General features: G+C 70.0%; 22 protein-coding genes. 9 read left to right on the top strand and 13 right to left on the bottom strand.

Annotation, left to right across the window (positions count from 1 at the left end):
* The first annotated feature begins 52 nt into the window (after nucleotides 1–52).
* From ND450_RS36885 to ND450_RS36910, 6 genes are all read left to right on the top strand, one after another.
* Nucleotides 53–1,849, top strand: coding sequence for a methylmalonyl-CoA mutase family protein (locus ND450_RS36885; RefSeq protein WP_253322786.1), 1,797 nt, complete (start codon nucleotides 53–55; stop codon nucleotides 1,847–1,849).
* On the top strand, nucleotides 1,846–3,981 hold the full coding sequence (gene scpA / locus ND450_RS36890; RefSeq protein ID WP_253322787.1) for a methylmalonyl-CoA mutase: 2,136 nt from the start codon (nucleotides 1,846–1,848) through the stop codon (nucleotides 3,979–3,981). Before ND450_RS36885 ends, scpA begins: the two co-directional genes overlap by 4 nt.
* The gene (meaB, locus tag ND450_RS36895; protein ID WP_253322788.1) at nucleotides 3,974–4,966 is read left to right on the top strand and encodes a methylmalonyl Co-A mutase-associated GTPase MeaB; all 993 of its coding nucleotides are present in this window, start codon (nucleotides 3,974–3,976) and stop codon (nucleotides 4,964–4,966) included. The genes scpA and meaB overlap by 8 nt, the downstream gene beginning before the upstream one ends.
* A gap of 56 nt (nucleotides 4,967–5,022) precedes the next feature.
* Nucleotides 5,023–5,316 carry a hypothetical protein gene (locus tag ND450_RS36900; RefSeq protein ID WP_089914784.1) on the top strand — a complete coding sequence of 98 codons (294 nt, stop codon included), beginning with the start codon at nucleotides 5,023–5,025 and terminating at the stop codon, nucleotides 5,314–5,316.
* A 204-nt stretch (nucleotides 5,317–5,520) separates the two neighbouring features.
* Complete coding sequence (locus tag ND450_RS36905; protein WP_253328096.1) at nucleotides 5,521–6,693, top strand: M20 family metallopeptidase; 1,173 nt, start codon at nucleotides 5,521–5,523, stop codon at nucleotides 6,691–6,693.
* Nucleotides 6,690–7,967 (top strand): M20 family metallopeptidase, encoded by a 1,278-nt coding sequence (locus ND450_RS36910; RefSeq protein WP_253322789.1) that lies wholly within the window; start codon nucleotides 6,690–6,692, stop codon nucleotides 7,965–7,967. Before ND450_RS36905 ends, ND450_RS36910 begins: the two co-directional genes overlap by 4 nt.
* Here the strand turns inward: ND450_RS36910 and ND450_RS36915 are convergent.
* Entirely contained in the window at nucleotides 7,964–9,331 is a 1,368-nt protein-coding gene (locus ND450_RS36915) for an alkaline phosphatase (protein ID WP_253322790.1), read from the bottom strand. The genes ND450_RS36910 and ND450_RS36915 overlap by 4 nt on opposite strands.
* A 62-nt stretch (nucleotides 9,332–9,393) precedes the next feature.
* Complete coding sequence (gene glpD / locus ND450_RS36920; RefSeq protein WP_253328097.1) at nucleotides 9,394–11,103, bottom strand: glycerol-3-phosphate dehydrogenase; 1,710 nt, start codon at nucleotides 11,101–11,103, stop codon at nucleotides 9,394–9,396.
* Nucleotides 11,104–11,388: 285 nt separating this feature from the next.
* Here glpD and ND450_RS36925 point away from each other — a divergent pair, with 285 nt between their 5' ends.
* Both ND450_RS36925 and glpK read left to right on the top strand, forming a co-directional pair.
* Nucleotides 11,389–12,132 (top strand): MIP/aquaporin family protein, encoded by a 744-nt coding sequence (locus ND450_RS36925; protein WP_253322791.1) that lies wholly within the window; start codon nucleotides 11,389–11,391, stop codon nucleotides 12,130–12,132.
* A gap of 13 nt (nucleotides 12,133–12,145) precedes the next feature.
* Nucleotides 12,146–13,654 (top strand): glycerol kinase GlpK, encoded by a 1,509-nt coding sequence (gene glpK / locus ND450_RS36930; protein WP_253322792.1) that lies wholly within the window; start codon nucleotides 12,146–12,148, stop codon nucleotides 13,652–13,654.
* Nucleotides 13,655–13,905: 251 nt separating this feature from the next.
* Here the strand turns inward: glpK and ND450_RS36935 are convergent, their stop codons facing one another.
* The 3 genes from ND450_RS36935 to ND450_RS36945 all read right to left on the bottom strand — a co-directional run bounded on the left by ND450_RS36935 (nucleotide 13,906) and on the right by ND450_RS36945 (nucleotide 16,785).
* Nucleotides 13,906–14,442, bottom strand: a complete 537-nt coding sequence (locus ND450_RS36935; RefSeq protein ID WP_253322793.1) for a sortase domain-bontaining protein — start codon at nucleotides 14,440–14,442, stop codon at nucleotides 13,906–13,908.
* Between the two features lie 94 nt (nucleotides 14,443–14,536).
* Entirely contained in the window at nucleotides 14,537–15,139 is a 603-nt protein-coding gene (locus tag ND450_RS36940; RefSeq protein WP_253322794.1) for a hypothetical protein, read from the bottom strand.
* A gap of 242 nt (nucleotides 15,140–15,381) precedes the next feature.
* Nucleotides 15,382–16,785 carry an NAD(P)H-quinone dehydrogenase gene (locus ND450_RS36945; protein ID WP_089914762.1) on the bottom strand — a complete coding sequence of 468 codons (1,404 nt, stop codon included), beginning with the start codon at nucleotides 16,783–16,785 and terminating at the stop codon, nucleotides 15,382–15,384.
* Between the two features lie 109 nt (nucleotides 16,786–16,894).
* On the opposite strand from ND450_RS36945, the gene ND450_RS36950 reads away from it, so the two are divergent.
* A complete protein-coding gene (locus ND450_RS36950) occupies nucleotides 16,895–17,344 on the top strand; it encodes a gamma-glutamylcyclotransferase family protein (RefSeq protein ID WP_030478530.1) in 450 nt (149 codons plus the stop codon).
* A gap of 54 nt (nucleotides 17,345–17,398) precedes the next feature.
* Here ND450_RS36950 and ND450_RS36955 read toward each other — a convergent pair whose 3' ends face one another.
* From ND450_RS36955 to ND450_RS36990, 8 genes are all read right to left on the bottom strand, one after another.
* Complete coding sequence (locus tag ND450_RS36955; RefSeq protein ID WP_371927512.1) at nucleotides 17,399–18,196, bottom strand: ESX secretion-associated protein EspG; 798 nt, start codon at nucleotides 18,194–18,196, stop codon at nucleotides 17,399–17,401.
* A 14-nt stretch (nucleotides 18,197–18,210) separates the two neighbouring features.
* A complete protein-coding gene (locus ND450_RS36960; RefSeq protein ID WP_253322796.1) occupies nucleotides 18,211–19,416 on the bottom strand; it encodes a PPE domain-containing protein in 1,206 nt (401 codons plus the stop codon).
* A gap of 2 nt (nucleotides 19,417–19,418) precedes the next feature.
* Nucleotides 19,419–19,784 carry a transcriptional regulator gene (locus tag ND450_RS36965; protein ID WP_089914753.1) on the bottom strand — a complete coding sequence of 122 codons (366 nt, stop codon included), beginning with the start codon at nucleotides 19,782–19,784 and terminating at the stop codon, nucleotides 19,419–19,421.
* 97 nt (nucleotides 19,785–19,881) lie between these two features.
* On the bottom strand, nucleotides 19,882–20,466 hold the full coding sequence (locus tag ND450_RS36970; RefSeq protein WP_089914749.1) for a DUF3558 domain-containing protein: 585 nt from the start codon (nucleotides 20,464–20,466) through the stop codon (nucleotides 19,882–19,884).
* A 6-nt stretch (nucleotides 20,467–20,472) separates the two neighbouring features.
* Nucleotides 20,473–21,039: a GNAT family N-acetyltransferase gene (locus ND450_RS36975; protein WP_143091555.1), complete on the bottom strand. Its 567-nt coding sequence runs from the start codon at nucleotides 21,037–21,039 to the stop codon at nucleotides 20,473–20,475.
* Between the two features lie 101 nt (nucleotides 21,040–21,140).
* Complete coding sequence (locus tag ND450_RS45905; protein WP_305885187.1) at nucleotides 21,141–21,908, bottom strand: HAD-IA family hydrolase; 768 nt, start codon at nucleotides 21,906–21,908, stop codon at nucleotides 21,141–21,143.
* Nucleotides 21,887–22,273, bottom strand: coding sequence for a DUF1707 domain-containing protein (locus ND450_RS36985; RefSeq protein ID WP_253322797.1), 387 nt, complete (start codon nucleotides 22,271–22,273; stop codon nucleotides 21,887–21,889). Before ND450_RS36985 ends, ND450_RS45905 begins: the two co-directional genes overlap by 22 nt.
* Before the next feature lie 44 nt (nucleotides 22,274–22,317).
* Nucleotides 22,318–24,081 carry an acetyl/propionyl/methylcrotonyl-CoA carboxylase subunit alpha gene (locus ND450_RS36990; RefSeq protein ID WP_089914736.1) on the bottom strand — a complete coding sequence of 588 codons (1,764 nt, stop codon included), beginning with the start codon at nucleotides 24,079–24,081 and terminating at the stop codon, nucleotides 22,318–22,320.
* Between the last annotated feature and the right edge of the window lie 54 nt (nucleotides 24,082–24,135).

The following is a 24,135-nucleotide window of genomic DNA, read 5'->3' on the forward strand; positions in this document are numbered from 1 at the left end:
CGGCGGTGAACCTCACATAGCCGTGCGAGTACCGATCCGCGACACTGCGACGATGATGGAGTTGGCCTTGCCCGCCGAATTCCGCCCGAACGAGTTCCCCTCGGCGTCGAGGGAACAGTGGCGTGAGCTGGTCGACGCCGTCCTCGCTAAGACCGGCGCGAGCTTCGACTCGCTGGTCACGAAGACGTACGACGGCATCGAGCTCCAGCCGCTCTACACCCTCGACGACGCCCTGGAGCCGTACGCGCTCGCCCCGGTCAAACAGGGCTGGGACGTCCGGCAGCGCCACGCCGTCGCGGACCCGGTCGCCCTGATGAACGACCTGGAGGGCGGCGTCACCTCGTTGTGGCTCGCCGTGCCCGCGGCCTCGCTCGAAGGGCTGCTGGAGGGCGTCTACCTCGACCTCGCGCCGATCGTGCTCGACGGTTCCGTGGATGCCGCACGGGCGATGCTGCGGATCTACGACCAGGCGCCGGTGCTGGCCTCCGACGTGCGCGGCAACCTCGCGCTGACGCCGTTCGGCGAAGCGCTGGAGGTGATCCGGGAGGCGCGTTCGGCGTTCCCGGGGCTGCGGACGGTCGTGGTGGACGCGCTGCCGTTCCACGACGCGGGAGGATCCGACGCCGAGGAGCTGGGTGCTTCCCTGGCGTTGGCCGTGTCGTACCTGCGCGCTCTCGAAGCCGCCGGGTTCAGCGTGCCCGAGGCGTTCGCGCAGCTGGAGTTCCGCTACGCGGCCACCGCCGACCAGTTCACGACGATCGCCAAACTGCGCGCCGCACGCCGGTTGTGGGCCCGCGTGGCCGAGGTGTCCGGTGCCGACGGTGTGCAACTGCAGCACGCGGTCACGTCGTCGGCGATGATGACCCGCCGCGACCCGTGGGTGAACATGCTGCGCACGACGGTCGCGACCCTGGCCGCCGGCCTGGGCGGGGCCGACTCGGTGACGGTGCAGCCGTTCGACGCGGCGATCGGGCTGCCGGACGAGTTCGCCCGCCGGATCGCGCGCAACACGCAGAACCTGCTGTTGGAGGAGTCGCACCTCGGTGAGGTGATCGACCCCGCGGCCGGGTCCTGGTACGTGGAGAAGCTGACCGACGAGCTGGCGGTCGCGGCCTGGGCGTGGTTCCAGGAGATCGAACGCGCCGGTGGCATCGGACAGGCGGGGGAGCTGGTCGCCTCGCGGATCGCCGCCACGTGGGAGGCGCGGTCGGCGCGGCTCGCGAACCGGCGCGACCCGATCACCGGGGTCAGCGAGTTCCCGAACCTGGCCGAGAAGCCGGTCGTGCGCGACCCGGCACCGGCTGCCGAGCCCGCGGTCGTGCGCGACCCGGCGCCCGGAATCGATTCGGACTCACCGGCCCCCAGGGGGAGCGCGGCCCCCACTCCAAGTTTCTCAGGCAGGTCTGACAGTTTCGGGCTGCCGCGGGTGCGGTACGCACAGGCCTTCGAGGAGCTGCGCGACCTCGCCGACGCCCAGCCCGAACGCCCCCAGGTCTTCCTGGCCACCCTCGGCCCGGTCGCGGCCCACACCGCCAGGGCCACCTTCGCCGCGAACCTCTTCAACGCCGGCGGCTTCGCCACCCCGGCCGCCGGGCCGACCAGCACACCGGACCAGGTGGCCGAGAAGTTCCGGGAGTCCGGAGCGAAGGTCGCCGTCCTGTGCGGCAGCGACACGAGCTACGCGGACCAGGCGACAGCCACCGTCGAAGCCCTGCGCGCGGCAGGCGCCGAGCGGGTGCTCCTCGCCGGCAAGAAGACCGAGGCGGAGGTCGACGGCTTCGTGTTCCTCGGTTGCCCGGCGCTCGAGATCCTCACCAGCACCTACACCTTCCTGGGAGTGGAGCGATGATCCCCAACTTCGCGGACATCGAACTCGGCCCGCTCCCGCAGGCGAAGTACGAGACGGACCTGCCGCCGTGGGAGACGCCCGAGGGCATCGCGGTGAAGCCCGTCTACGGCCCGGAGGACGTCGAGGGTCTCGACTTCCTGCGCACCTACCCCGGCGTCGCGCCGTTCCTGCGGGGCCCGTACCCGACGATGTACGTCAACCAGCCGTGGACCGTGCGCCAGTACGCGGGCTTCTCCACGGCCGAGGAGTCGAACGCCTTCTACCGCCGCAACCTCGCGGCCGGTCAGAAGGGCCTGTCCGTCGCGTTCGACCTGGCGACGCACCGCGGTTACGACTCCGACCACCCCAGGGTCGCCGGTGACGTCGGCATGGCCGGCGTGGCGATCGACTCGATCTACGACATGCGCACGCTGTTCGACGGCATCCCGCTCGACAAGATGTCCGTGTCGATGACGATGAACGGCGCCGTGCTGCCGGTGCTCGCGCTCTTCGTGGTGGCGGCGGAGGAGCAGGGGGTGAAGCCGGAGCAGCTCATGGGGACGATCCAGAACGACATCCTCAAGGAGTTCATGGTCCGCAACACCTACATCTACCCGCCGAAGCAGTCGATGCGGATCATCTCCGACATCTTCAGCTACACCAGCCAGAACATGCCGAAGTACAACTCCATCTCGATCTCCGGCTACCACATGCAGGAGGCGGGGGCGACGGCCGACCTGGAGCTGGCGTACACGCTCGCGGACGGCGTCGAGTACATCCGCGCGGGCAGGGCCGCCGGGCTGGACGTGGACAGGTTCGCGCCACGGCTCAGCTTCTTCTGGGCGATCGGCATGAACTTCTTCATGGAGATCGCCAAGATGCGCGCCGCCCGGCTGCTCTGGGCGAAGCTCGTCAACGACTTCGAGCCCAAGTCGCAGAAGTCGCTGAGCCTGCGCACCCACTGCCAGACCTCCGGCTGGTCCCTCACCGCGCAGGACGTGTTCAACAACGTCGCGCGCACGTGCGTGGAGGCCATGGCGGCGACGCAGGGCCACACGCAGTCGTTGCACACCAACGCACTCGACGAGGCGCTCGCGCTCCCGACCGACTTCTCCGCGCGCATCGCCCGCAACACGCAGCTGCTGCTCCAGCAGGAGTCCGGCACGACGCGCGTGATCGACCCGTGGGGCGGCAGCGCGTACGTCGAGCGGCTCACGAACGAGCTCGCAGCCAAGGCGTGGGAGCACATCACCGAGGTCGAGAAGGCGGGCGGCATGGCCCGCGCGATCGACGAGGGCATCCCGAAGCTGCGCATCGAGGAGGCCGCCGCCCGCACGCAGGCGCGCATCGACTCCGGACGCCAGCCCGTCATCGGCGTCAACAAGTACCTGGTGGACACCGACGAGCAGATCGAGGTCCTCAAGGTCGACAACGCCGGCGTGCGCGCCCAGCAGCTCGAAAAGCTGCGCAGGCTCAGGGAGGAACGCGACCAGTCCGCAGTGGACAGTGCGCTGAACGCCCTGACGAACGCGGCGGACGTCGGCGGCAACCTGCTCGAACTGGCGATCAACGCCGCCCGTGCCAAGGCCACCGTCGGTGAGATCTCCGAGTCGCTCGGCAAGGTCTGGGGGCGGCACAGCGCGCAGATCCGCACGATTTCCGGCGTGTACCGGCAGGAGGTCGGCTCGGTGTCCAACGTGGACGCTTGCCGCGAGGTCGTCGAGGCGTTCGCGGAGGAAGAGGGCCGCAGGCCGCGCATCCTGGTCGCCAAGATGGGCCAGGACGGCCACGACCGCGGCCAGAAGGTGATCGCCACGGCGTTCGCGGACCTCGGCTTCGACGTCGACGTCGGCCCGCTGTTCCAGACGCCCGAGGAGGTCGCGCGCCAGGCCGTCGAGGCCGACGTGCACATCGTCGGCGTGTCCTCGCTCGCCGCGGGCCACCTCACGCTGGTGCCGGCGCTGCGCGAGGAGCTCGCCGGGCTCGGGCGCGAGGACATCATGATCGTCGTCGGTGGCGTCATCCCGCCGCAGGACTTCGACGAGCTGTACGCGGCCGGGGCGTCGGCGATCTTCCCGCCCGGCACGGTGATCGCGGACGCGGCGAAGGACCTGCTGGTGAAGCTCGCGAAGCAGCTCGGACACCATGGCTAGGACGATCGACGTCGCCGAGTACGCGAAGGGCGTGCTCGGCGGCGACCGCGGTGTGCTGGCCAGGGCCATCACGCTCGTCGAGTCGACGCGCGCCGACCACCGGGCCAAGGCCCAGGAGCTGCTGGTCGAGCTGTTGCCGAAGTCTGGTGGCGCGACCAGGGTCGGCATCACCGGCGTGCCCGGCGTGGGCAAGTCGACGTTCATCGACGCCCTCGGCACCATGCTGACCGAGCGGGGGCACCGGGTGGCGGTGCTCGCCGTCGACCCGTCCTCGACTCGCACCGGCGGCAGCATCCTCGGCGACAAGACGCGGATGCAGCGGCTGTCGGTGGACCGCAACGCGTTCATCCGGCCCTCGCCGACGTCCGGCACGCTCGGCGGTGTCGCGAAGGCGACCCGCGAGACGATCGTGCTGGTCGAGGCAGCGGGCTACGACGTGGTGCTGGTCGAGACCGTCGGTGTCGGGCAGTCCGAGGTGGCCGTCGCGAACATGACGGACTGCTCGCTCTTCCTGACGCTGGCGCGCACCGGCGACCAGCTGCAGGGGATCAAGAAGGGCATCCTCGAGCTCGCGGACGTCATCGCGGTCAACAAGGCCGACGGCGAACACGAGATGGACGCCCGCAAGGCCGCCCGCGAACTGGCCGGCGCCCTCAAGCTCCTGCGGCCGCCGGACGCGATCTGGCACCCGCCCGTGCTCACGTGCTCGGGCCTCACCGGCACCGGTCTCGACGACCTCTGGTCCCGAGTGCTGGAACACCGCGACACCCTCGAGAACGCCGGAGAACTGGACGAACGCCGCCGCCGTCAGCAGATCGACTGGACCTGGATGATGGTCCACGACGAACTGTGGCGGCAGGTGCGCGAGAGCACGGCCGTGCGTTCCCTCGCTCCCTCTCTCGAAGAGAAAGTCCGGCTGGGAGAGCTCACCGCCACCCTTGCGGCGGAGCAGATATTGCAGGCGTTCCAATCGGACTCTCGGTAGGCGCTTAACTAGTTTGGGTGACCTTCGATCGTGGTATTCGGGGTAGAGTTCAGGTCATGTCGAGGTTGCTGCTGGCCTGCGTGTTCTCGCTGATGAGCGTTCTCGGGATCGCCGGTGTGGCGTCCGCGCAAGAGGCGGCGGACGCGCCCGTGGCGGCCGCGCAGCAGACGACCGTGAACCCGGCTCCCGACGTGAACGCGCCGCAGGAGCCGTCGCCCGAGGCTCGCGAGGAGACCAAGCGCAAGCTGTGGATCGGCGGCATCGCCGTCGTCCTGTTCGCGCTGGTCTACTACCGCAACAAGAAGCGGTACGCGAAGTGGCGCAAGGAGCGGGCGGCGAAGAAGGGTTAGCCCGGCGGTAACAGCGGCGAGACGAGCCGTTCCACCTGATGGGACGGAATAGCCAAAGTTAAGCGTGTCTCTCGACCATTTGCGTCATCGTTGATCGGTCAGACCGAAACTCGCTCGCCGCTCGGCGCAGCGCTGCGACCGGCCGTCCGGTTGATCATCATCAGCGCAGGGCGTCTCCCAGGTGGTGATGCAGGATGGTGGCAAATGGGTACCGACTTGAAGATCAGCACACGCTCGACCGTCGAGCGGTACTCGGACGCGCTGCTGGACCTGTCGCACTCGATCCACGCCGAGCCCGAGCTGGCCTTCGAGGAGCACCGCAGCGTCGAGAAGATCACCTCTTTGCTGGTCAAGGAGGGTTTTGAGGTCGAACACGCGGTGGCGGACCTCGACACCGCGTTCGTCGCGACGTTCGGCGACGGCGAGCTCGTGCTGGGCCTTTGCGCCGAGTACGACGCCCTGCCCGAGGTCGGGCACGCGTGCGGGCACAACGTCATCGCCGCCGCCTCGGTCGGAACGGGGCTCGCTCTGCGTGATGTCGCCGACCGACTGGGTATCACCATCAAGGTGATCGGAACTCCGGCGGAGGAGGTCGGCGGCGGCAAGGTGCTCATGCTGGAACGGGGCGTGTTCGACGACGTTTCGCTCTCGATGATGGTGCACCCGGCGCCGTACGAGTCGTGCGCCGCCAAATCGCTCGCCATCACCGATCTCGAGGTGCACTACCAGGGCAAACCGTCCCACGCGGCGGCCGCGCCCCACCTGGGTGTCAACGCCGCGGACGCGGTCACGATCGCGCAGATGTCGATCAGCCTGCTCCGGCAGCACTTCGAGCCGGGCCAGATGGTGAGCGGCATCGTCACCAACGGCGGTACCGTGCCGAACGTAATACCCGCCCGCGCGTCAGCGATGTTCGACGTGAGGGCGGAAAACCTGGAATCGTTGCAGCGCCTGGAGAACCGTATTCGGGACTGCTTCTCGGCCGGCGCGCTCGCGACCGGCTGCACCCATGAGGTGGTGCAGGTCTCACCGATCTACGCCGAGTTGACCCCCGACCCGTGGCTCGCGGACGCCTACCGGCGTGCGGCCACCGAGCTGGGCAGACGACCGCTCTCGCGTGAACAGGAACAGCGGGAGAAGATCGGGAGCACCGACATGGGCAACGTCACCAGAGTGTTGCCCGCCATCCACCCGACCATCGCCATCGACTGCGGAGACGCGGTGAACCACCAACAAGAGTTCGCGACCGCCTGTGCCTCGGCGTCGGCCGACCGTGCGCTCCTGGACGGAGCACTTGCCATGGCTTGGACGACGATCGCGACAGCCACCGATTCCCGGCAGCGAGCACGGCTGCTTGCCCGCGGAGGTGCGGCATGACGGTTCTGGACTCCCGGCCCTCGGGCTCCTCAACTGTGAAGACGTCCCCTGAGATGCTTGTCGACCCCACCGGGGTGAGCATGTCTGGTGTGGATGATCTCGGAGAGGGCCGTGGCCCCGCCTGGCTCGACGACTGGCTGAAGGCGCACGCCGCCGACGTCGTCGCCTGGCGTCGGCACATCCACGCCCACCCCGAGCTCTCCCGCCGCGAGTACAACACGACCGAACTCGTCGCGAAGCTGCTGCGCGAGGTCGGCCTCAAGCCGCGCATCCTCCCCGGCGGCACGGGCCTGATCTGCGACATCGGCAACGGCCCCCGCTGCGTGGCCCTCCGCGCGGACATGGACGCCCTGCCACTGCACGAGAACACCGGCCTGCCGTTCGAATCCACTGTGGACGGTGTGTCGCACGCGTGCGGCCACGACGCCCACACGACGGTCCTGCTCGGCACCGCGCTGGCCCTGGCCTCGGCCACGGAGCTGCCCGGCCGCATCCGCCTGGTCTTCCAGCCGGCGGAGGAGGTCATGCCGGGCGGTGCGCTCGACGTGCTCGCCGCGGGCGGCCTCGACGGCGTGGAGCGGATCTTCGGCCTGCACTGCGACCCGCGCCTGCAGGTCGGCCGCATCGGCACCCGCATCGGCGCCATCACGTCGGCCTCCGACCTGCTGGAGCTGCGCCTGTCCTCGCCGGGCGGCCACACCTCGCGCCCGCACCTCACCGCGGACCTGGTGCACGCCCTCGGCACGGTCATCACCGGCCTGCCGACGATGCTGTCGCGCCGCGTCGACCCCCGCTCCGGCACCGTCCTGGTGTGGGGCGCGGTGCACGCGGGCGAGGCGCCGAACGCCGTCCCGCAGGACGGCCTGGTCCGCGGCACGCTGCGCACCGGCGACCGCGACATCTGGGCCGAGCTGGAGCCGCTGGTCAAGGACCTGGTCACGGGCCTGCTGGCCCCGACCGGCGTCGGTTTCGACCTCCACCACCGCCGCGGCGTGCCGCCGGTGGTGAACGAGCGCGAGTCCACCCAGATCCTGCGGGCCGGCATCGAGGCCGCACTGGGCGACGACGCGCTCGCGGGCACCGAGCAGTCCTCCGGCGGTGAGGACTTCGGCTGGTACCTGGAGCACGTGCCCGGTTCGTTCGCACGCCTCGGCGTGTGGAACGGTGTCGAGAAGCAGCGCGATCTGCACCAGCCGACGTTCGACCTCGACGAGCGCGCGCTCCTCGTCGGTGTCCGCGTCATGGTGCACACGGCGTTGGCCGCTCTGGCCTAGAGCGGAACCCTCTCGGTCAGAGCAGTGTCGTGGCGCGTGCGGAACGAATGCGCACGCGCCACAGCACTGTCCGGGTCCCGTTTGTCGGCCACGTAGTGCCAGTCGAACCGCACCTCGTCGGCCGTCACGCGCAGCGTCGAGACGCCGTGCGAGTCCAGCTCGACGAACCGCACGTGCGGGTTGAGCGCCTGGAACTGGGCCTCCACCTGCAACGACGCGGTGCGCGGCGGAACCTTCAGCAGCTCGTCGAAGTTGTCCGACGTCAGTGACGTCACGACGTACTCCGTGGCCACCGGCTGACCGCCGAGCGGCACCTCGTTGGCCCACGAGCTGTGGATGTCGCCGGTCAGGAACACGGTGTTCTTCCGGTCTCCCAACGACCTCAGCACCAGGTCGCGGTCGACGGGGAAGCCGTCCCACTGGTCGGGGTTCGACTGCGGCAGGCCCGGCAGCGGCGGCACCTTCAACGGGCTGATCATCACCGAGTTGCCGACGAGCTGCCAGCGCGCGCCGTCGGTGGTGAGCGTGGTGATCAGCCGGTCGCGTTGGGCGGCGCCGAGGATCGTCGTGTCCGTGCGGTACGAGCGCAGGTCGAGCATGGTCAGCGTCGCCAGCTCACCGAAGCGGAACGTGCGGTCGAGCCTGCCCTCGCGCACGGGCATCCACTCGAAGTAGGCCTGCGTGGCGGCGGCCAGCCGCGCGCCCCACGGGCCCTCGGTGGCCGGGTCGTGCTCCGGGGAGCCGATGCTGGACGAGTTGTCGGCGCTCTCGTGGTCGTCCCAGGTCGCGATCATCGCGTGGGCGGCGTGCAGGGCCTGCACGTGCCGGTCGGTCTTGTACTGCGCGTGCCGCTGCCGGTAGTCGTCGAGGGTGACGCACTCGTGCGCCGGTTCGTGCGGCCGCACGGTGCCGACGAGGTTCTCGTAGATGTAGTCGCCGAGGTGGATCACCGCGTCGAGGTCCTGGCGGGCCAGGTACCCGTAACCGGCGAAGTGCCCGGCGGGCCAGTTCGCGCACGACGCGACGCCGAAGTTCAGCTCGGACCCGCAGCCCGCGGTCTTGGTCCTGCCGACGGGCGACACGACGTTGCCGGCGCGGAACCGGTACCAGTAGCGGGTGTTCGGGCGCAGGCCGTGCACCTCGACCTTCACGGTGTGGTCCCGTACCGCGGAGGCGCGCGTGACACCGTGCTTCACGACCCGGCGGAAGTCCTCGTCCCGGGCGACCTCCCAGCGGATCGCCGCGGACGTCACCACGCGCGTCCACAGCAGCACACCGTCCGGCAGCGGATCACCGGACGCCACCCCGTGCTCGAACACGGGTGAGGCAGCGTGGGCGGTACCGGTCGAAGCGGCACCGGCCACGGCTGCACCCAAGAGAAAAGTTCTTCTACCTACCCCAGTCATGCCCTACAGCATGCCGGAGGTCAGCTCACCGGTTCCGTCAACTGCGGGCGTGCTTCCGGGGCGGCGGCGCGGACCGCGTCCGCCGCCTGGTCGTCCGCCTTGGTCTGGGACGCGCGCTCGGACTCGACGCGCGCGTTGTAGACCTCGACCTCGCGCTTGATCGCGTCCTCGTCCCAGCCGAGCACCGGCGCCATCAGCCGGGCCACCGCCTCCGCCGAGTCGACGCCGCGGTGGGCGTACTCGATGGAGATGCGGGTGCGCCGGGTGAGCACGTCCTCCAGGTGCATCGCGCCCTCGTGCGAGACCGCGTACACCGCCTCGACCTGCAGGTAGTCGGGGGAGGCCGGGATCGGCTTCAGCAGCTCCGGGTTGTCCGCCGCCAGCGCCAGCACCTCGTGCACCAGTGAGCCGTAGCGGTCGAGCAGGTGCCGGACGCGGTACGGGTGCAGGCCGTGCTTGGCCGCCAGCTGGTCGGCCTGGTTGACCAGGGCGTGGTAGCCGTCGGCGCCGACGAGCGGCACCTTGTCCGTGATCGACGGCTGGATGCGGCCCGGCAGGTCGACGTGCGCCGCGTTCACGGCGTCCGCGCCCATCACCCGGTACGTCGTGTACTTGCCGCCCGCGATCGCCACGAGACCCGGCGCGACCCGTGCGACGGCGTGTTCGCGGGAGAGCTTCGACGTCGAGTCGGACTCGCCCGCGAGCAGCGGCCTCAGGCCCGCGTAGACGCCCTCGATGTCGTCGTGCGTCAGCGGTGTCGCGAGCACGGAGTTGACGTGTTCGAGGATGTAGTCGATGTCGTGCTGGGTGGCCGCGGGGTGCGCCAGGTCGAGGTTCCAGTCCGTGTCGGTGGTGCCGACGATCCAGTGGTTGCGCCACGGGATGACGAACAGCACGGACTTCTCGGTGCGCAGGATCATCCCGGCCTCGGCGACGATCCGGTCGCGCGGGACGACGATGTGCACGCCCTTCGACGCCCGCACCCGGAACCGGCCGCGCGAGCCGGACAGCCGCTGCAGCTCGTCGGTCCACACACCGGTCGCGTTGATCACGGCGTGCGCCCGCACGTCGACCTCGCGCCCGTCCTCGACGTCCCGGACCCGCACGCCGGACACCCGGTCCGCCTCGCGCAGGAACCCGACCACCTGGGTCGACGTGCGCACCACGGCGCCGTAGTGGGCGGCGGTGCGGCCGACCATCATCGTGTGCCGGGCGTCGTCGGCCTGCGCGTCGTAGTAGCGGATGCCGCCGATCAGCGCGTCCCGTTTCAACGCCGGGACGAGCCGCAGCGCGCCCGCACGGGTGAGGTGCTTCTGGCCCGGCACGGACCGGGCGCCGCCCATCGTGTCGTACAGGAACAGACCGGCCGCCGTGTACGGGCGCTCCCAGAGCCGGTTGGCCAGCGGGTAGAGGAACGCCACCGGCTTCACCAGGTGCGGCGCGATGCGCGTCAGCATCAGCTCGCGCTCGCGCAGTGCCTCGCGGACCAGGCCGAACTCGAGCTGTTCCAGGTAGCGCAGGCCGCCGTGGAAGAGCTTGGAGGACCGGCTCGACGTGCCGGAGGCCAGGTCCCTAGCCTCGACGAGCGCGACCCGCAGGCCCCGGGTGGCAGCGTCGAGCGCCGCTCCGACGCCGACCACACCACCACCGATGACGACGACGTCGAACGTCTCCGCCCCCAGGCGTTGCCACGAGTCCTCGCGTTCGGCGGGACCGAGCCGGCCGGTGATCGGGGGTTCGGCATGGGTGTGCGGTGTTGCAGCTGCGTTCTTGCGCGTGGCCACGGTAGACGCCTCCCTGTGACGACTCGCGGATCACGTTACCTGCAGCAACGCCCCTTCGCCGATGGGCGCGGCGGCCAGAACCCAATGGCCCGAAAACGGCCCGAACGCTGGTGCTCTCCGTGGACAACTGATCAGGTCGGTAATAGCGTCCGATCACGTTGAAGGCGGGCAGCGCAGCCCTGACCTCGGGCTTGCGCGTCCTGTCCGGCCGCAAGCGAGTGGAGGTCGCCGATGAGTGCAGGCTCGATCTTCGTCTGGGAGATGCTGGGGACAGCGGTCCTCATCCTCCTCGGCACCGGTGTCGTCGCGAACCAGGTGCTCAAGAACACGCTCGGCAACAGCACGGGCTTCCTGTTCGTCAACATCGGCTGGGCCTTCGCGGTCTTCGCCGGTGCGAGCATCGCCAACCCCAGCGGGGCGCACCTCAACCCCGCGGTGACCTTCGGGCTCGCCATCGCGGACAAGACCCCGTGGGGTGATGTCCCGTTCTACGTCCTCGGGCAGATGGTCGGTGCGATCCTCGGAGCGATGCTCTGCTGGGCCACCTACAAGATGCAGTTCGACACGCACGACGAGCCGCAGAACACGCTCGGCATCTTCTCCACCGGGCCGACCGTGCCGAACGCGCCGTGGAACCTCGTCACCGAGATCATCGGCACGTTCGTGCTCGTCGCGTGGATCCTGTTGTCGCCGGGAGCCAAGGAGTCGGTGGACGGCGTGCCGCAGTTCGGCAACTCGGCGCTCGGCTACGCCGGCGTCGCGTTCGTCGTGCTGGTGATCGGCACCTCGCTCGGTGGCCCGACGGGCTACGCCATCAACCCGGCGCGCGACCTCGGGCCGCGCATCGCCTACGCGTTCATGATGCCGATCCACAACAAGGGCGACGCGAACTGGGGCTACTCCTGGGTCCCCGTCGTCGGCCCGCTCGTGGGCGGCGCGCTCGCCGCGCTGCTCTTCCTGGTTCTCCCGGTCTGAAAGGACTCCTCGCATGACGCAGTACGTGGCCGCGATCGACCAGGGCACCACGTCGACCCGGTGCATGATCTTCGACCACTCCGGGCGGGTGGTGTCGGTCGACCAGAAGGAGCACGAGCAGATCTTCCCGAAGGCCGGCTGGGTCGAGCACGACCCGAAGGAGGTCTGGCAGAACACCCGCCAGGTCGCCGCCGGCGCGCTGGCGAAGGCCGATCTGTCCACTTCGGACATCGCCGCGGTCGGCATCACCAACCAGCGCGAGACCGCGGTGGTGTGGGACCGCAACACCGGCGAGCCCGTCTACAACGCCATCGTGTGGCAGGACACCCGCACCGACAAGATCGTCGCCGAGCTGGGCGCGCTGGGAGGCGGGCAGGAGCGCTACCGGGCCAAGGTCGGGCTGCCGCTCGCCACCTACTTCTCCGGGCCCAAGGTCCGCTGGATCCTCGACAACGTCGAGGGCGCGCGGGAGAAGGCCGAGGCGGGCGAACTGCTGTTCGGCAACATGGACACGTGGGTGCTGTGGAACATGACGGGCGGGACGAACGGCGGTGTGCACGTCACCGACCCGACGAACGCCTCGCGCACCATGCTGATGGACCTCGACACGTTGCAGTGGGACGCCTCGATCGCTTCCGACATGGGCATCCCGACGTCGATGCTGCCGGAGATCCGTTCCTCGTCCGAGGTCTACGGCCAGGTGCGCGAACGCGGCGCGCTCGCGGGCGTGCCGATCGCCGGCATCCTCGGCGACCAGCAGGCCGCGACGTTCGGCCAGGCCTGCCTCTCGCCCGGTGAGGCCAAGAACACCTACGGCACCGGCAACTTCATGCTGCTCAACACCGGCACCGAGAAGGTGATGAGCGAGAACGGGTTGCTCACCACCGTCTGCTACAAGATCGGCGAGGCACCCCAGGTCTACGCCCTGGAGGGTTCGATCGCGGTCACCGGTTCGCTGGTGCAGTGGCTGCGCGACAACCTCGGCATGATCGGCAGCGCGGCCGAGATCGAGGAACACGCGAAATCGGTGGAGGACAACGGCGGCGCGTACTTCGTGCCCGCGTTCTCCGGCCTGTTCGCGCCCTACTGGCGTTCCGACGCCCGCGGGGCGATCGTGGGGCTCACGCGGTTCGTGAACAAGGGCCACCTGGCGCGGGCTGTTCTGGAGGCCACGGCGTTCCAGACGCGTGAGGTGCTCGACGCGATGAACGCGGACTCCGGTGTCGACCTGACGGCGTTGAAGGTCGACGGCGGCATGGTCGTGAACGAGCTGCTGATGCAGTTCCAGGCGGACATTCTCGGAGTTCCGGTCATTCGGCCGGTGGTTGCGGAGACCACTGCGCTTGGTGCGGCCTATGCGGCCGGGCTTGCGGTTGGGTTCTGGAAGACCGAGGACGACATCCGGGAGAACTGGGCGCAGGACAAGCAGTGGGAGCCGCAGATGGACGAGTCCCGGCGGGCGTCGGAGTACGCGAACTGGAAGAAGGCGGTGACCAAGACGTTCGACTGGGTTGAAGACTGAGTTCGATTGCTGCGGCTGCGCCGCAGCGGCGAGTTCGCCGGGGAGCTGGTCGTCCGTCCGCCGCTTCGCCACGATTGGACTTCGTCGAATCGAGACGAAGAGGCGAACGGACGACCAGCGCGAACTCGCGAACCACTCCGTATTGGTAACCCGCGAGAACCCAGATCTCGCGTGGCCGCATAGACGGAAGATGACGGCTGCGTTCCTGCGAATCGCCGCGAACTCAGGTGGCGGCCTCGCTCGCCCTCACATCACTGCGATGGGGTCGCGTGCACGATCACGTTGTCGCGGGTGCCGCACGTGATCAGGCGCAGGCCCTCCTCGGACTGGTCGCGGGCGACCGCCTCCGCGAAGAAGTCGTCGCGGATGATCCTCTCCGTGCGCGTCACCGCGAAACGGGCGACCGAACCGTCCTTCTTGGACACTTCGATCAGGTCGCCCTGCAGCAGGTCGTTCAAGCGGAAGAAGATGCCCCGCGCCTTGTTGCTCTCGATCCTGCCGACGAGGATCCACTGCTTCGGTTGCGTTTGGTACCAACCGGCCTGCATGCCCTCGTTGGCGGGCGGCATCTGCACGACGCCCTGCGGGTCGAGGCCCAGGGCGACCAGCGAGGACCGCACGCCGATCCGTTCGATCCGCAGCTCCATCGGATCGGAGTTGCCCAGCGGTGACACCACCGGCGGCGGAGCGCTCTCGCTCGTCGCCGCCGGTGATGTCGGTGCGGGCCCCTGCGAACAGGCCGTGGCCAGCGCCACGCACAGCACCGCGATCAAGACACGAGTCCCCACGGACCCATTGACGCACATCCGGTGGCTTAGTTGCGCGTCCGAACGGGACAGAACCGAAATGTGATCAACTTCTTGGTCACGCGGTGGCGCCCGCCTAGGGCTGCGCGGGAGCCTTCGCGGTGACCACGAACGGCACCTGCACCTGCTTGCCGCCGCACGTCATCTCGGCCTGGTAGGTGCCGGGCTGGTCGACGACCTGGCCGTTGCCGATGCGCAGGTTCACGGACTCGTACTCGAGCTTGATCGGCGCGGTGAAGCCGGGCGAGGTCGCGACCTCGCCGCAGTCCGACTGCTTGGTCTTCATCACGCTGATGTCGCCGCCCGCCTCGACCTCCGCCTTGTCGAGCGTGAACTTGTCGCGCGGGGCCACGACCGTGAAGTCCCTGGTGACCGTCTCCCCCTTGCAGGTCAGCTCCGCGGTGTAGGTGCCGGGCACGAAGCTGGCGTTGGCCTGCGCGACGAAGGTGTTCGGCCCCCCGACCTCGAACTCCGACGAGTACCAGTTGATGAAGCCGTTCGACTTCGCCTTGCCCTCACACCGGGCGGTGACGTCGTAGGAGATGGTGACGTAGTCGCCGGGACCGTACTCGGTCCTGTCGAGCTGGAAGCCGCCCGACTCGGCGTGTGCGAACGGCGCCACGGTGAGCGTGGTGGCGACGGCCGCGAGTCCGACGGCGACTCTGGTGATGATCCTCATTGTGCTGTCCCCCAAATGATTCGTGATGGTCACCTGCCCCCGCAGGTGACCAGCCGCAGTCCGGGTGCACACGAACCGAGAAGTACTGCTGCCGTCGATGCGACGGCAGCAGCGAAACGCGCTTCATCCCCGGACCTTCTTGGTCCTCTTGCAGAACGAAGTCAATCCGTTGTGCCTGCAGGTCGGCTGCAAGTCGTCTGCAGACCGCCTGCAGGGATCCGGGGGAGTGGTGCGACCTCGGGTCAGTCCAGGTCGTCGTGGCGCATGAGCTGGCGGCCCGACTCGGTGATCGAGCCCGACAGCGACGGGTAGACCGAGAACGTCGTCGCGAGGTGCTCGACGGTGAGCTGGTTCTGCACGGCCAGCGCGATCGGCAGGATGAGCTCGCTCGCGTTCGGCGCCACCACGACACCGCCGATGACCACGCCCGTGGCCGGACGGCAGAACAGCTTCACGAAGCCGCGGCGCAGTCCCTCCATCTTGGCGCGGGGGTTCGTGGCGAGCGGCAGCATGATCGTGCGGGCCGGGACCTCGCCCGAGTCGATCGCCTGCTGGCTGATGCCGACGCTCGCGATCTCCGGATTGGTGAAGACGTTCGCGGCGACGGTCTTGAGCTTGATCGGGCTGACGCCCTCGCCCAGCGCGTGCCACATCGCGATGCGGCCCTGCATGGCGGCGACCGACGCGAGCAGCAGCACACCGGTGCAGTCGCCGGCCGCGTAGACGCCGCTGACATTGGTGCGGCTGACCCGGTCGACGGGGATGTAGCCGCCGCGCCCGAGCTCGATGCCGATCTTCTCGAGGCCGATGTCGTTCGTGTTCGGCACCGAACCGACCGTCATCAGGGCGTGCGACGCCTCGATCGTGCGACCGTCTTCCAGGTGGATCAGGACGCCGTCGCCGGTGTTCTCGACCTTGTCGGCGCGGGCGTGCTTGACGACGGCCGTGCCGCGCTCGGCGAACACGTCCTCGAGCACCGCGGCCGCGTCGGCGTCCTCGTGGGGCAGCACCCGGTCCCGGCTGGAGACCATCGTCACCTTCACGCCCATCTCGGTGTAGGCGCTGGCGAACTCGACACCGGTGACGCCGGAACCGATCACCGCGAGGTGTTCGGGCAGTTCGGGGAGGTCGTAGATCTGCCGCCAGGTGAGGATCCGCTTGCCGTCGGGCTCGGCGCCCTGCAACACGCGCGGGGTCGCGCCGGTTGCGATGAGCACCACATCCGCGTTGAGGACCTCCTCGGACCCGTCCGCGCCCGTCGCCACGACCTGGTGCTGGGCGAGCCCGCGCGAGTCGTCGACGAACTTCGCGAGCCCGTTGATCAGCCGCACGCCCTCGCGCTGCAGCCGCGCCCGCACGTCCGCGGACTGGGCCAGGGCGAGGCCCTTCACCCGTCCGTGTACGACCGGCAGATCGACCGCCGCCTGCTCGTTGTGGGTCTGAATGCCCAGCTCACCGGCGTTGCGGAAGGCACTGCGAGCCCCTGCGGAGGCGATGAAGGTCTTCGACGGCACGCAGTCGTACAACACGCACGCGCCACCGGCCCCGTCGTTCTCCACCACGGTCACGTCGGCGCCGTGCTGGGCCGCGACCAGGGCTGCCTCGTAACCTGCGGGTCCGCCGCCCATGATGACGATGCGGGTCACGATCGGTTCCCTTCTGCGTGCTTCCAGGCCGGCTCAACCGTACGCGTTGACCGAATCGACCGTGTCGTCAGTACCGAAAGCTGATCGCCGCGCCGCTACGCTGTCGGACGTGCCGCTCTATGCCGCGTACGGGTCGAACATGGATCCGAACCAGATGATGGAGCGAGCCCCGTACTCCCCGCTCGCGGGGACCGGCTGGCTCGTCGGTTGGCGCATGACGTTCGGTGGCGAGGACCTCGGGTGGGAGGGGGCCCTCGCGACGATCGTCGAGGAGCCAGACCACCAGACGTTCTGCGTGCTCTACGACGTGTCACCCCGCGATGAGTCGCGGCTGGACCGCTGGGAGGGCGCGCTCGGGCTCTACAAGAAGATCAGGCTGCGCGTGCAGACCCTGGAGGGGTCCGTGGTGGCCTGGCTGTACGTGCTGGACGCGTACGAGGGCGGGCTGCCGTCCGCCCGGTACATCGGGGTCGTCGCGGACGCGGCCGAGGCCGCCGGGGCGCCCGACGACTACGTGAACGACCTGCGGACCCGGCCCTGCCAGGGCATCGGGCCCTGACGCCGGACCGCTCCCGGGAGTTCCCGGCTGACCCGTCGGGCATCCGCGGGTCAGCTAGCGGTTCGTGCCCGCCGCTTCCGCCAGCAGCTCCACCAGGTGGTGGTGCATTCGCCGGTAGTCGATCGGCGTGATCGTCGACCAGGGCTCCTGCCCCTCCGACGCACGCCGCATCTGCAGGTAGCGGCCCTTCGGGGTGTCGTAGAACGCGACCACGCGGTCCGGGCGGACCCGCTTGCCCCACTTGTCGCGGGCGGCGGCGCCGAACTGGCCGCGGTTCGTGGCGTCGCGGACCATCTCGGCCAGGGTGTGGGCGTCGTCCGCCCTCAGCCTGCTCTGCAGGCCCGCCTCCAGTTCCTCCGGCGTGCTCGCGGAGGAGGCCGCTGCGTCCAGGTCCGCCGAGGGCAGGGTGATCGAGTGGCCCTCGCCCGCCGGGGCGGTCGGCAGGGCCGTGAGGGCCTCGCGGGGGAGGCCGTCGGCCTCCGCCGGGCGCAGGACGAGCTGGGTGCCGTCGAGGACGGCCAGGACGCCCGCCTGGCCCTTGCCCGCCGCCAGGACGCGCAGGCTGCGTTCGTCGAGCCACATGCGGGCGTCGATCTCCTGCTGCGGGCGGTCGAGCACGTGCAGGAGGTCCTCGAGCATCGGGTCGAGGGAACGCGGGCCACCGAGGCCGCGGGCTCCGAGCTGGAGCCAGACGCGGTCCTCGATGGTGCGGCGTTCTTCCGTCGTCTTGCCCGGTGACGGGACCTTCAGGACGAGGGGCATCGTCTCCAGGCCCAGGTGGTCCCAGAGGACGTCGAACTCCAGCGTGGAGATGACCACCGGGTCGCGCGTGTCGCTCGTTCCGGTGTCCAAGCCGAACAGGGTCATCAGTCGGTCGTGCTCTCCCCGATGACGGGCAGCGAGTAGCTGCCCACGCCGTAGATGTCGTCGCGCTCGCGGAGGTAGTCGGCGGCCTTGTGCTCCAAGTCCTCCTCTTCCTCGCCCTTGCGCGGGCCCATGCCGCCGAACGGGTCGAACGCCTGCGGCAGCGGGACGGCCCTGCGGTGGACCTGGTCGTTGTTGTTCGCGCCGACCGTGCCCGTCGGGCCCATGGCGGTGCCCGAGCCGCCCAGGACGCCTGCCGCGTGGCCCTGGTTCATGACCGTGCCCGCGGCAGCGGCGCTGGAGGCCGCGGTCGCGCCGTCCTCCATCTGCTTCGGGCCGGTGGACTCGCTCGACGACCCCGAACGGCTCGACGTGCGCTGGCCCGGCAGGCCGACGCCCGCGGTGCCCGTGCCGGTGCCGCCGGGACCCGCCGTGCCGGCCGCGGCCGGGGAGTGCGAACCCCTGGTGCCCGGTGCCGTGCCGGTGCCGGCGTTCGAGGTGCTCGTGGTGGACCCCGGCGCGGCGGTGCCGCCCTTCGCGGGCGTGACGGCGGTGCCGCGCGTGCCCGTGGTGCCGCGGGCGGGTACGACGCCGCCGGTGGTGCCGCGCGGGCCGACGCCCCAGACGGGGGCCGCGCCGATCTGCGCGCCGCCGCCGTGCACCGGGCCCGTGCCGTTGATCTGCAGCTGCGGGGGCTGGCTGAACTGGCCCAGCGTCGAGGTGTTCGCCGACGTGGACGACGCGTAGGTGGACATGACCTCACGGGCGCGGCGCTCGGCCGCGTCCTGGGCCGCCTCCTGCTTCTCGTGGTCGGTCTGCCCGCCGAAGAGGTGCGTGAGGCCGGTGACCAGCGCGCCCGGCTGCTCCGCGGTCACGGCGACCGGCGCGGGCATGTCCGCGCGGGCCTTCGAGATGTAGCCGGCCTGCAGTTCGGCCGAGTAGCGCATGACGTCGGAACCGGTGCGCGCGCTGTCCGCCCAGGCGGCGACGGGGTTCAGGCCGGACTGCGCCATCTCGGCGGCCTTGCCCTGCCACTTCGCGCCCGAGAGCGTGATGCCCTTGTGCAGGTCGTCGTTGATCTCGGTCAGCGCGGCCGACACGCCCTGCCATCGCTCCATCGAAGCGAACGACGCCGAGGGGCCGGGACCGGAGTGGATGCGTTCGTACAGCTCTTTGTGGCTGTAGCCCTGCCAGCGGTGATCGACCATCCTCAGCACCCGCTCTTGTTCATCATGCCGGTGTTGTCGCCCTCGACCACGTTGTACTGGCGCTCGATCTGGTTCAGGTTGTCCATCGCCGTCTTGAGCTGCCGCTGGTAGTTCAGCAGGGCCTGCAGCGCGGAGTCACCGTCCGCGATCGAGCGGTCGTTGAACTTCTCCGCGGCCTCGGCGCTGACCGGGTCGCCCGCCCACGGGCGCACGCGGAACTCGGTGACCGCCATCTCGATCTGCTTGTCCAGCTTGACCAAGGCGGCGGAGAACGTGTTGCGCAGCGCTGGGATCGCCTCCGGCTCCACGTTCAGCTGGTGCGAGGTGGGTGGCGAGGAGTCTGCCCCGCTGCGTCCCCCTGGCGGCATCGTGAAACCTCCGGCGGTCGTGCTTACATGCGCTTCGTCACTCTAGCCACTCAAGGTGACGCTCGGGAGTGCGATCAGTGACATCCGCCCGTGTGGGTCAGCGACTTTGGAGCAAACTGGCCATCGCGGCCTCTGCCACCCGCTGGGCACCGAGACAAAGATGATCTTGTTGCACCGCAGTGGAATTGCCGCCGTCGCGGAACATGACGTCGAGGAACTGCCCATCGGCGACGTCTATTTCCACATTGCAGACGTCGTGCACGTCGGGTGTGCGGACAGTAATCGCCGTGAAACCCTCGATCGTGCCGACGGTGTAGTCGACCTGAGCGTTCTCCGAGAGCCACACGTCGGCGCCCGACACGAGCACGAGTGCGATCCTCGCCACATTTCCGCTCGTGGTGCTCCGGATCGTGCACGCCTTCGCACTGCCGAAGCTCGGCTCGACGTACGGGCTCGGCGGGTTGTCGAGGCTCAGCGACACGCGCTGCTCCTCGGTCAGCACCGCGCACGGGTCGACCGCGTCGAGCGGCACCGCGCGGGGCCGCTGGGGGAAGTCGAACGGGGTGGTCGTCGTCGGGGACGGCGGTGGCGGAGGTGGTGGGGTGGTCAGCGCGCTCTGCTCAGGAGCAGCCGTGCACCCGGCCAGCACCGCCGCGACGATCAGGAGCGCCGTGGTCCGCATGGCCGGTCACCGTAGCCGCTCCGGCGGCGGGTCCGAAGCCAGTCGTGACCACAGCAACTGGTCTTCGCGCTGATCATCGACGATCGCCTCCTCGCGAAGACGACCCTCAAGAGTGAATCCGCACTTCTCCGCGACCCGCTGCGAGGCCGTGTTCGACACCGCGTGGCGGTAGGTGATCCGGTGCATCTCCATCGCGCCGAAGACCCACCCGAGCACCGAGTTCAGCGCCGCCGGCAGCACCCCCTTGCCGCGGTGCTGGGGCTGGCTCCAGCACATCACCTCGGCGGACCGGAGGTGGTGGTCGACGTTGTGGATGACGATGCCGGCCAGCACCTCGGCCGTGACGGCGTCGCACACCGCCCACGACCAGCGGTAGTCCTTCTCCCAGCCGTCGGTCATCAGCACGACCAGCAGCTCCGCGGACGGCGCGCCCTCCGCGGTGAGGCGGCTCATGTACCGCTTGGTCTCAGGATCGGCGAAGGTCTCGGCGAGCGCGGGGACGTCGTCGATGCGGTCGTCGCTGCGGAAGGCGCGCAGGTAGTACTCGCCGGCGTTGATCTCGACTGGCTCCACGGGCGGGAGGCTAGTCGGCGGTGGGGTGGTGGTGCTGGTCGGCTGGGGCGCTGGGCTCGGGTGCGCGCCAGCTGGGCTCGTGGTGTCGCGCGGCCGGCGGCCTAGTCGCCCGTGAACCCGTCGTGCTCCTCCGCCAGCTCGTCGAGCTCGGCCCGGTGCGCGGACGCCGGCGACCCGTCCGGCGCCGTGGTCAGCTCGACCACCCAGTCCACGTCCTCGGCGTCGTCCTCGCCCGCCAGCATGTCCCGGTGCACGTGGCACGGGCCCCAGCCGGTCTCCAGCAGTTCGGCGGCCAGCTCCTCGGCCTCGTCGCGGTCCGGCAGGATCAGCAGCACGGTCGGCGGGATCAGGTCCCGCACGGCCAGCGCCGTCCGCAGCGCCGCGACGTCCGGCACGTGCACGCCGTCCAGGCCCGCCTCGGACGCGGCCGCCGCGTTCTCGGCGGTGTCGTCGCAGAACACGCCGGTCGAGTACCCGAGTTCGTCGAGCACGCGCCGGTAGACGGCGGGGTCCGGCTTCGCGAGGCCGAGCCGCGCCGAGTTGAAGACCGCGTCGACCTCGGCGTCGAGGCCGAGCGCCACGAGGTCTTCCTCGAGCCTTGTGGTCGCGTTGGTCAGCAACGCCACGAAGCACTGCCGGCGCGCCACGCGCACCAACGCCAGCGCCTCGGCGATCACCTCGCCGGTCGAGACGGGGAAGTCCGCCTCCCTGCGCCACTGCTCGTCGGTGATCTGGCCGGTGACGGCTCGGCGCAGCAGCGACGGCTCGAAGGCGCGGGCGGCGACCTCGGGCGCGATCGGCGGGAACGACCTCAGCACGCCGTCGAGGTCCAGCAGCAGCAACGGTTTCAGCGCCGGCGTCCGTTCCACTGGGCCCACAGGATCGCCACGGCGGGCACCAGCAGGAAGATCAGCGGGTTCCTCACCAGCGCGAAGAAGAGGATCACCGTCGCGATGCCCACGACGGGGACGACCGCGCCCTCCCAGCGGCGCGCGGGCGTCCGCACGGGCTCGTTGAACATCGGCACGGGTGCCACGAACTGCGGCCGCGGGTCGGGCAGGTCGTAGAACAACGACATCAGCTCGCCGCGGGTCTTCGCGGTGGTGATCTTCGCGGACCGCTCGCCGTACTCCGTGATGTCGATGCGGCCCGCGCTCATGTGCTCGCCGAGGACCTGCAACGCCTGCTGCCGCTCGGTGTCACCGATGCGGATGTCCCTGCTCGGGTCGCTCACGAACCCAATCGTAGGTGAGCGACCCGGCCGGCCCGTCGTTCAGCTCAGTCCTTCAGCTCGCAGATCACGGTGCCCTGGGTGATCGGGTCGCCGGGCGCGGCCGCGAGGCCCGTCACCGTGCCGGCCTTGTGCGCCGTCACCGGGTTCTCCATCTTCATGGCCTCCAGCACGACGATCAGGTCGCCCGCCTCGACGGCCTGTCCGTCCTCGACGGCCACCTTCACGATCGTGCCCTGCATCGGGGCCGCCACCGCGTCACCCGACACGGCCGCGGAGCTGCCTCCGGCGCGCTTCGCCTTGGGCTTCTTCGCCGCGGCGGCAGGACGGGCCGCACCGACGGCGAGGTCACCCGGCAACGACACCTCCAGGCGACGGCCGCCGACCTCGACCACCACGGTCTGGCGCGGGGACTCGTCCTCGGCGGCCGCAGCACCGGTGAACGGCTCGATCTGGTTGTCGAACTCCGTCTCGATCCACCGCGTGTGGACGGTGAAGCCCTCGGGCTTCTCGGCGGTGAAGGCCGCGTCCCGCACGATCACGCGGTGGAACGGCAGGACGGTCGCCATGCCCTCGACGACCATCTCGTCCAGGGCGCGCCGCGACCGGGCCAGCGCCTCCTCGCGGGTCTCGCCGGTGACGATCAGCTTGGCCAGCAACGAGTCGAACTGCCCGCCGATCACCGTGCCGCTCTCCACACCGGCGTCCACGCGGACACCCGGACCGGACGGCGCGATGAACGTGGTGACCGTGCCGGGTGCGGGCAGGAAGCCGCGGCCGGCGTCCTCGCCGTTGATCCGGAACTCGATGGAGTGCGCACGGGGCGTGGGGTCTTCGAGGTGACGCAGCTTCTCGCCCGCGGCGATGCGGAACTGCTCGCGCACCAGGTCGAGGCCCGTCGTCTCCTCCGACACCGGGTGTTCGACCTGCAGGCGCGTGTTGACCTCCAGGAACGAGATCGACCCGTCGAGGCCCACGAGGTACTCGACGGTGCCGGCGCCGTGGTAGCCCGCTTCGAGGCAGATCGCCTTGGCGGAGCTGTGGATCGTGGCGCGCTGCTCGTCGGTCAGGAACGGCGCGGGCGCCTCCTCGACGAGCTTCTGGTGGCGGCGCTGCAGCGAGCAGTCGCGGGTGCCGACGACGATCACGTTGCCGTGGGTGTCGGCGAGGACCTGCGCCTCGACGTGGCGCGGCTTGTCCAGGTACCGCTCGACGAAGCACTCGCCGCGGCCGAACGCGGCGACGGCCTCGCGCACCGCCGAGTCGAACAGTTCGGGGATCTCTTCCAGGGTCCGCGCGACCTTGAGGCCACGGCCGCCACCGCCGAACGCCGCCTTGATCGCGACGGGCAGCCCGTGCTCGGAGGCGAACGCGATGATCTCGTCCGGCCCGTTGACCGGGTCCTTGGTGCCGGGCACCAGCGGCGCGCCCGCGCGCATCGCGATGTGCCGCGCCGTGACCTTGTCGCCGAGGTCGCGGATCGCCTGCGGCGTCGGGCCGATCCACGTCAGCCCGGCGTCGATCACGGCCTGCGCGAACTCGGCGTTCTCGGACAGGAAGCCGTAGCCGGGGTGCACGGAGTCGGCACCGGACTGCGCGGCGGCCGCCAGCACCTTCTCGAACGACAGGTAGCTCTCGCCGGGGGTGCTGCCGCCCAGCGCGAACGCCTCGTCGGCGAGCCGCACGAACGGCGCGTCGCGGTCGGGATCGGCGTAGACGGCGACGCTCGCCAGTCCGGCGTCACGGCAGGCTCGGATGACCCGGACGGCGATCTCACCGCGGTTCGCGATGAGCACCTTGCGCAGCGACACGGCGTCGTACCTCCTGCTGGACCGGTATTTACGGCTCTGGCTGGTGCCGCAGTC

Origin of the sequence: Lentzea sp. HUAS12 (assembly GCF_024125735.1) — a bacterium.
Taxonomy (GTDB): Bacteria; Actinomycetota; Actinomycetes; order Mycobacteriales; family Pseudonocardiaceae; genus Lentzea; species Lentzea albida.

Bases quoted from the DNA above. Each gene is read 5' to 3' on its own strand.
- ND450_RS36885 (WP_253322786.1), top strand. From the start codon at position 53: ATGATGGAGTTGGCCTTGCCCGCCGAATTCCGCCCGAACGAGTTCCCC.
- scpA (WP_253322787.1), top strand. From the start codon at position 1,846: ATGATCCCCAACTTCGCGGACATCGAACTCGGCCCGCTCCCGCAGGCG.
- meaB (WP_253322788.1), top strand. From the start codon at position 3,974: ATGGCTAGGACGATCGACGTCGCCGAGTACGCGAAGGGCGTGCTCGGC.
- ND450_RS36900 (WP_089914784.1), top strand. From the start codon at position 5,023: ATGTCGAGGTTGCTGCTGGCCTGCGTGTTCTCGCTGATGAGCGTTCTC.
- ND450_RS36905 (WP_253328096.1), top strand. From the start codon at position 5,521: ATGGGTACCGACTTGAAGATCAGCACACGCTCGACCGTCGAGCGGTAC.
- ND450_RS36910 (WP_253322789.1), top strand. From the start codon at position 6,690: ATGACGGTTCTGGACTCCCGGCCCTCGGGCTCCTCAACTGTGAAGACG.
- ND450_RS36925 (WP_253322791.1), top strand. From the start codon at position 11,389: ATGAGTGCAGGCTCGATCTTCGTCTGGGAGATGCTGGGGACAGCGGTC.
- glpK (WP_253322792.1), top strand. From the start codon at position 12,146: ATGACGCAGTACGTGGCCGCGATCGACCAGGGCACCACGTCGACCCGG.
- ND450_RS36940 (WP_253322794.1), bottom strand. From the start codon at position 15,139: ATGAGGATCATCACCAGAGTCGCCGTCGGACTCGCGGCCGTCGCCACC.
- ND450_RS36960 (WP_253322796.1), bottom strand. From the start codon at position 19,416: ATGGTCGATCACCGCTGGCAGGGCTACAGCCACAAAGAGCTGTACGAA.
- ND450_RS36965 (WP_089914753.1), bottom strand. From the start codon at position 19,784: ATGCCGCCAGGGGGACGCAGCGGGGCAGACTCCTCGCCACCCACCTCG.
- ND450_RS36970 (WP_089914749.1), bottom strand. From the start codon at position 20,466: ATGCGGACCACGGCGCTCCTGATCGTCGCGGCGGTGCTGGCCGGGTGC.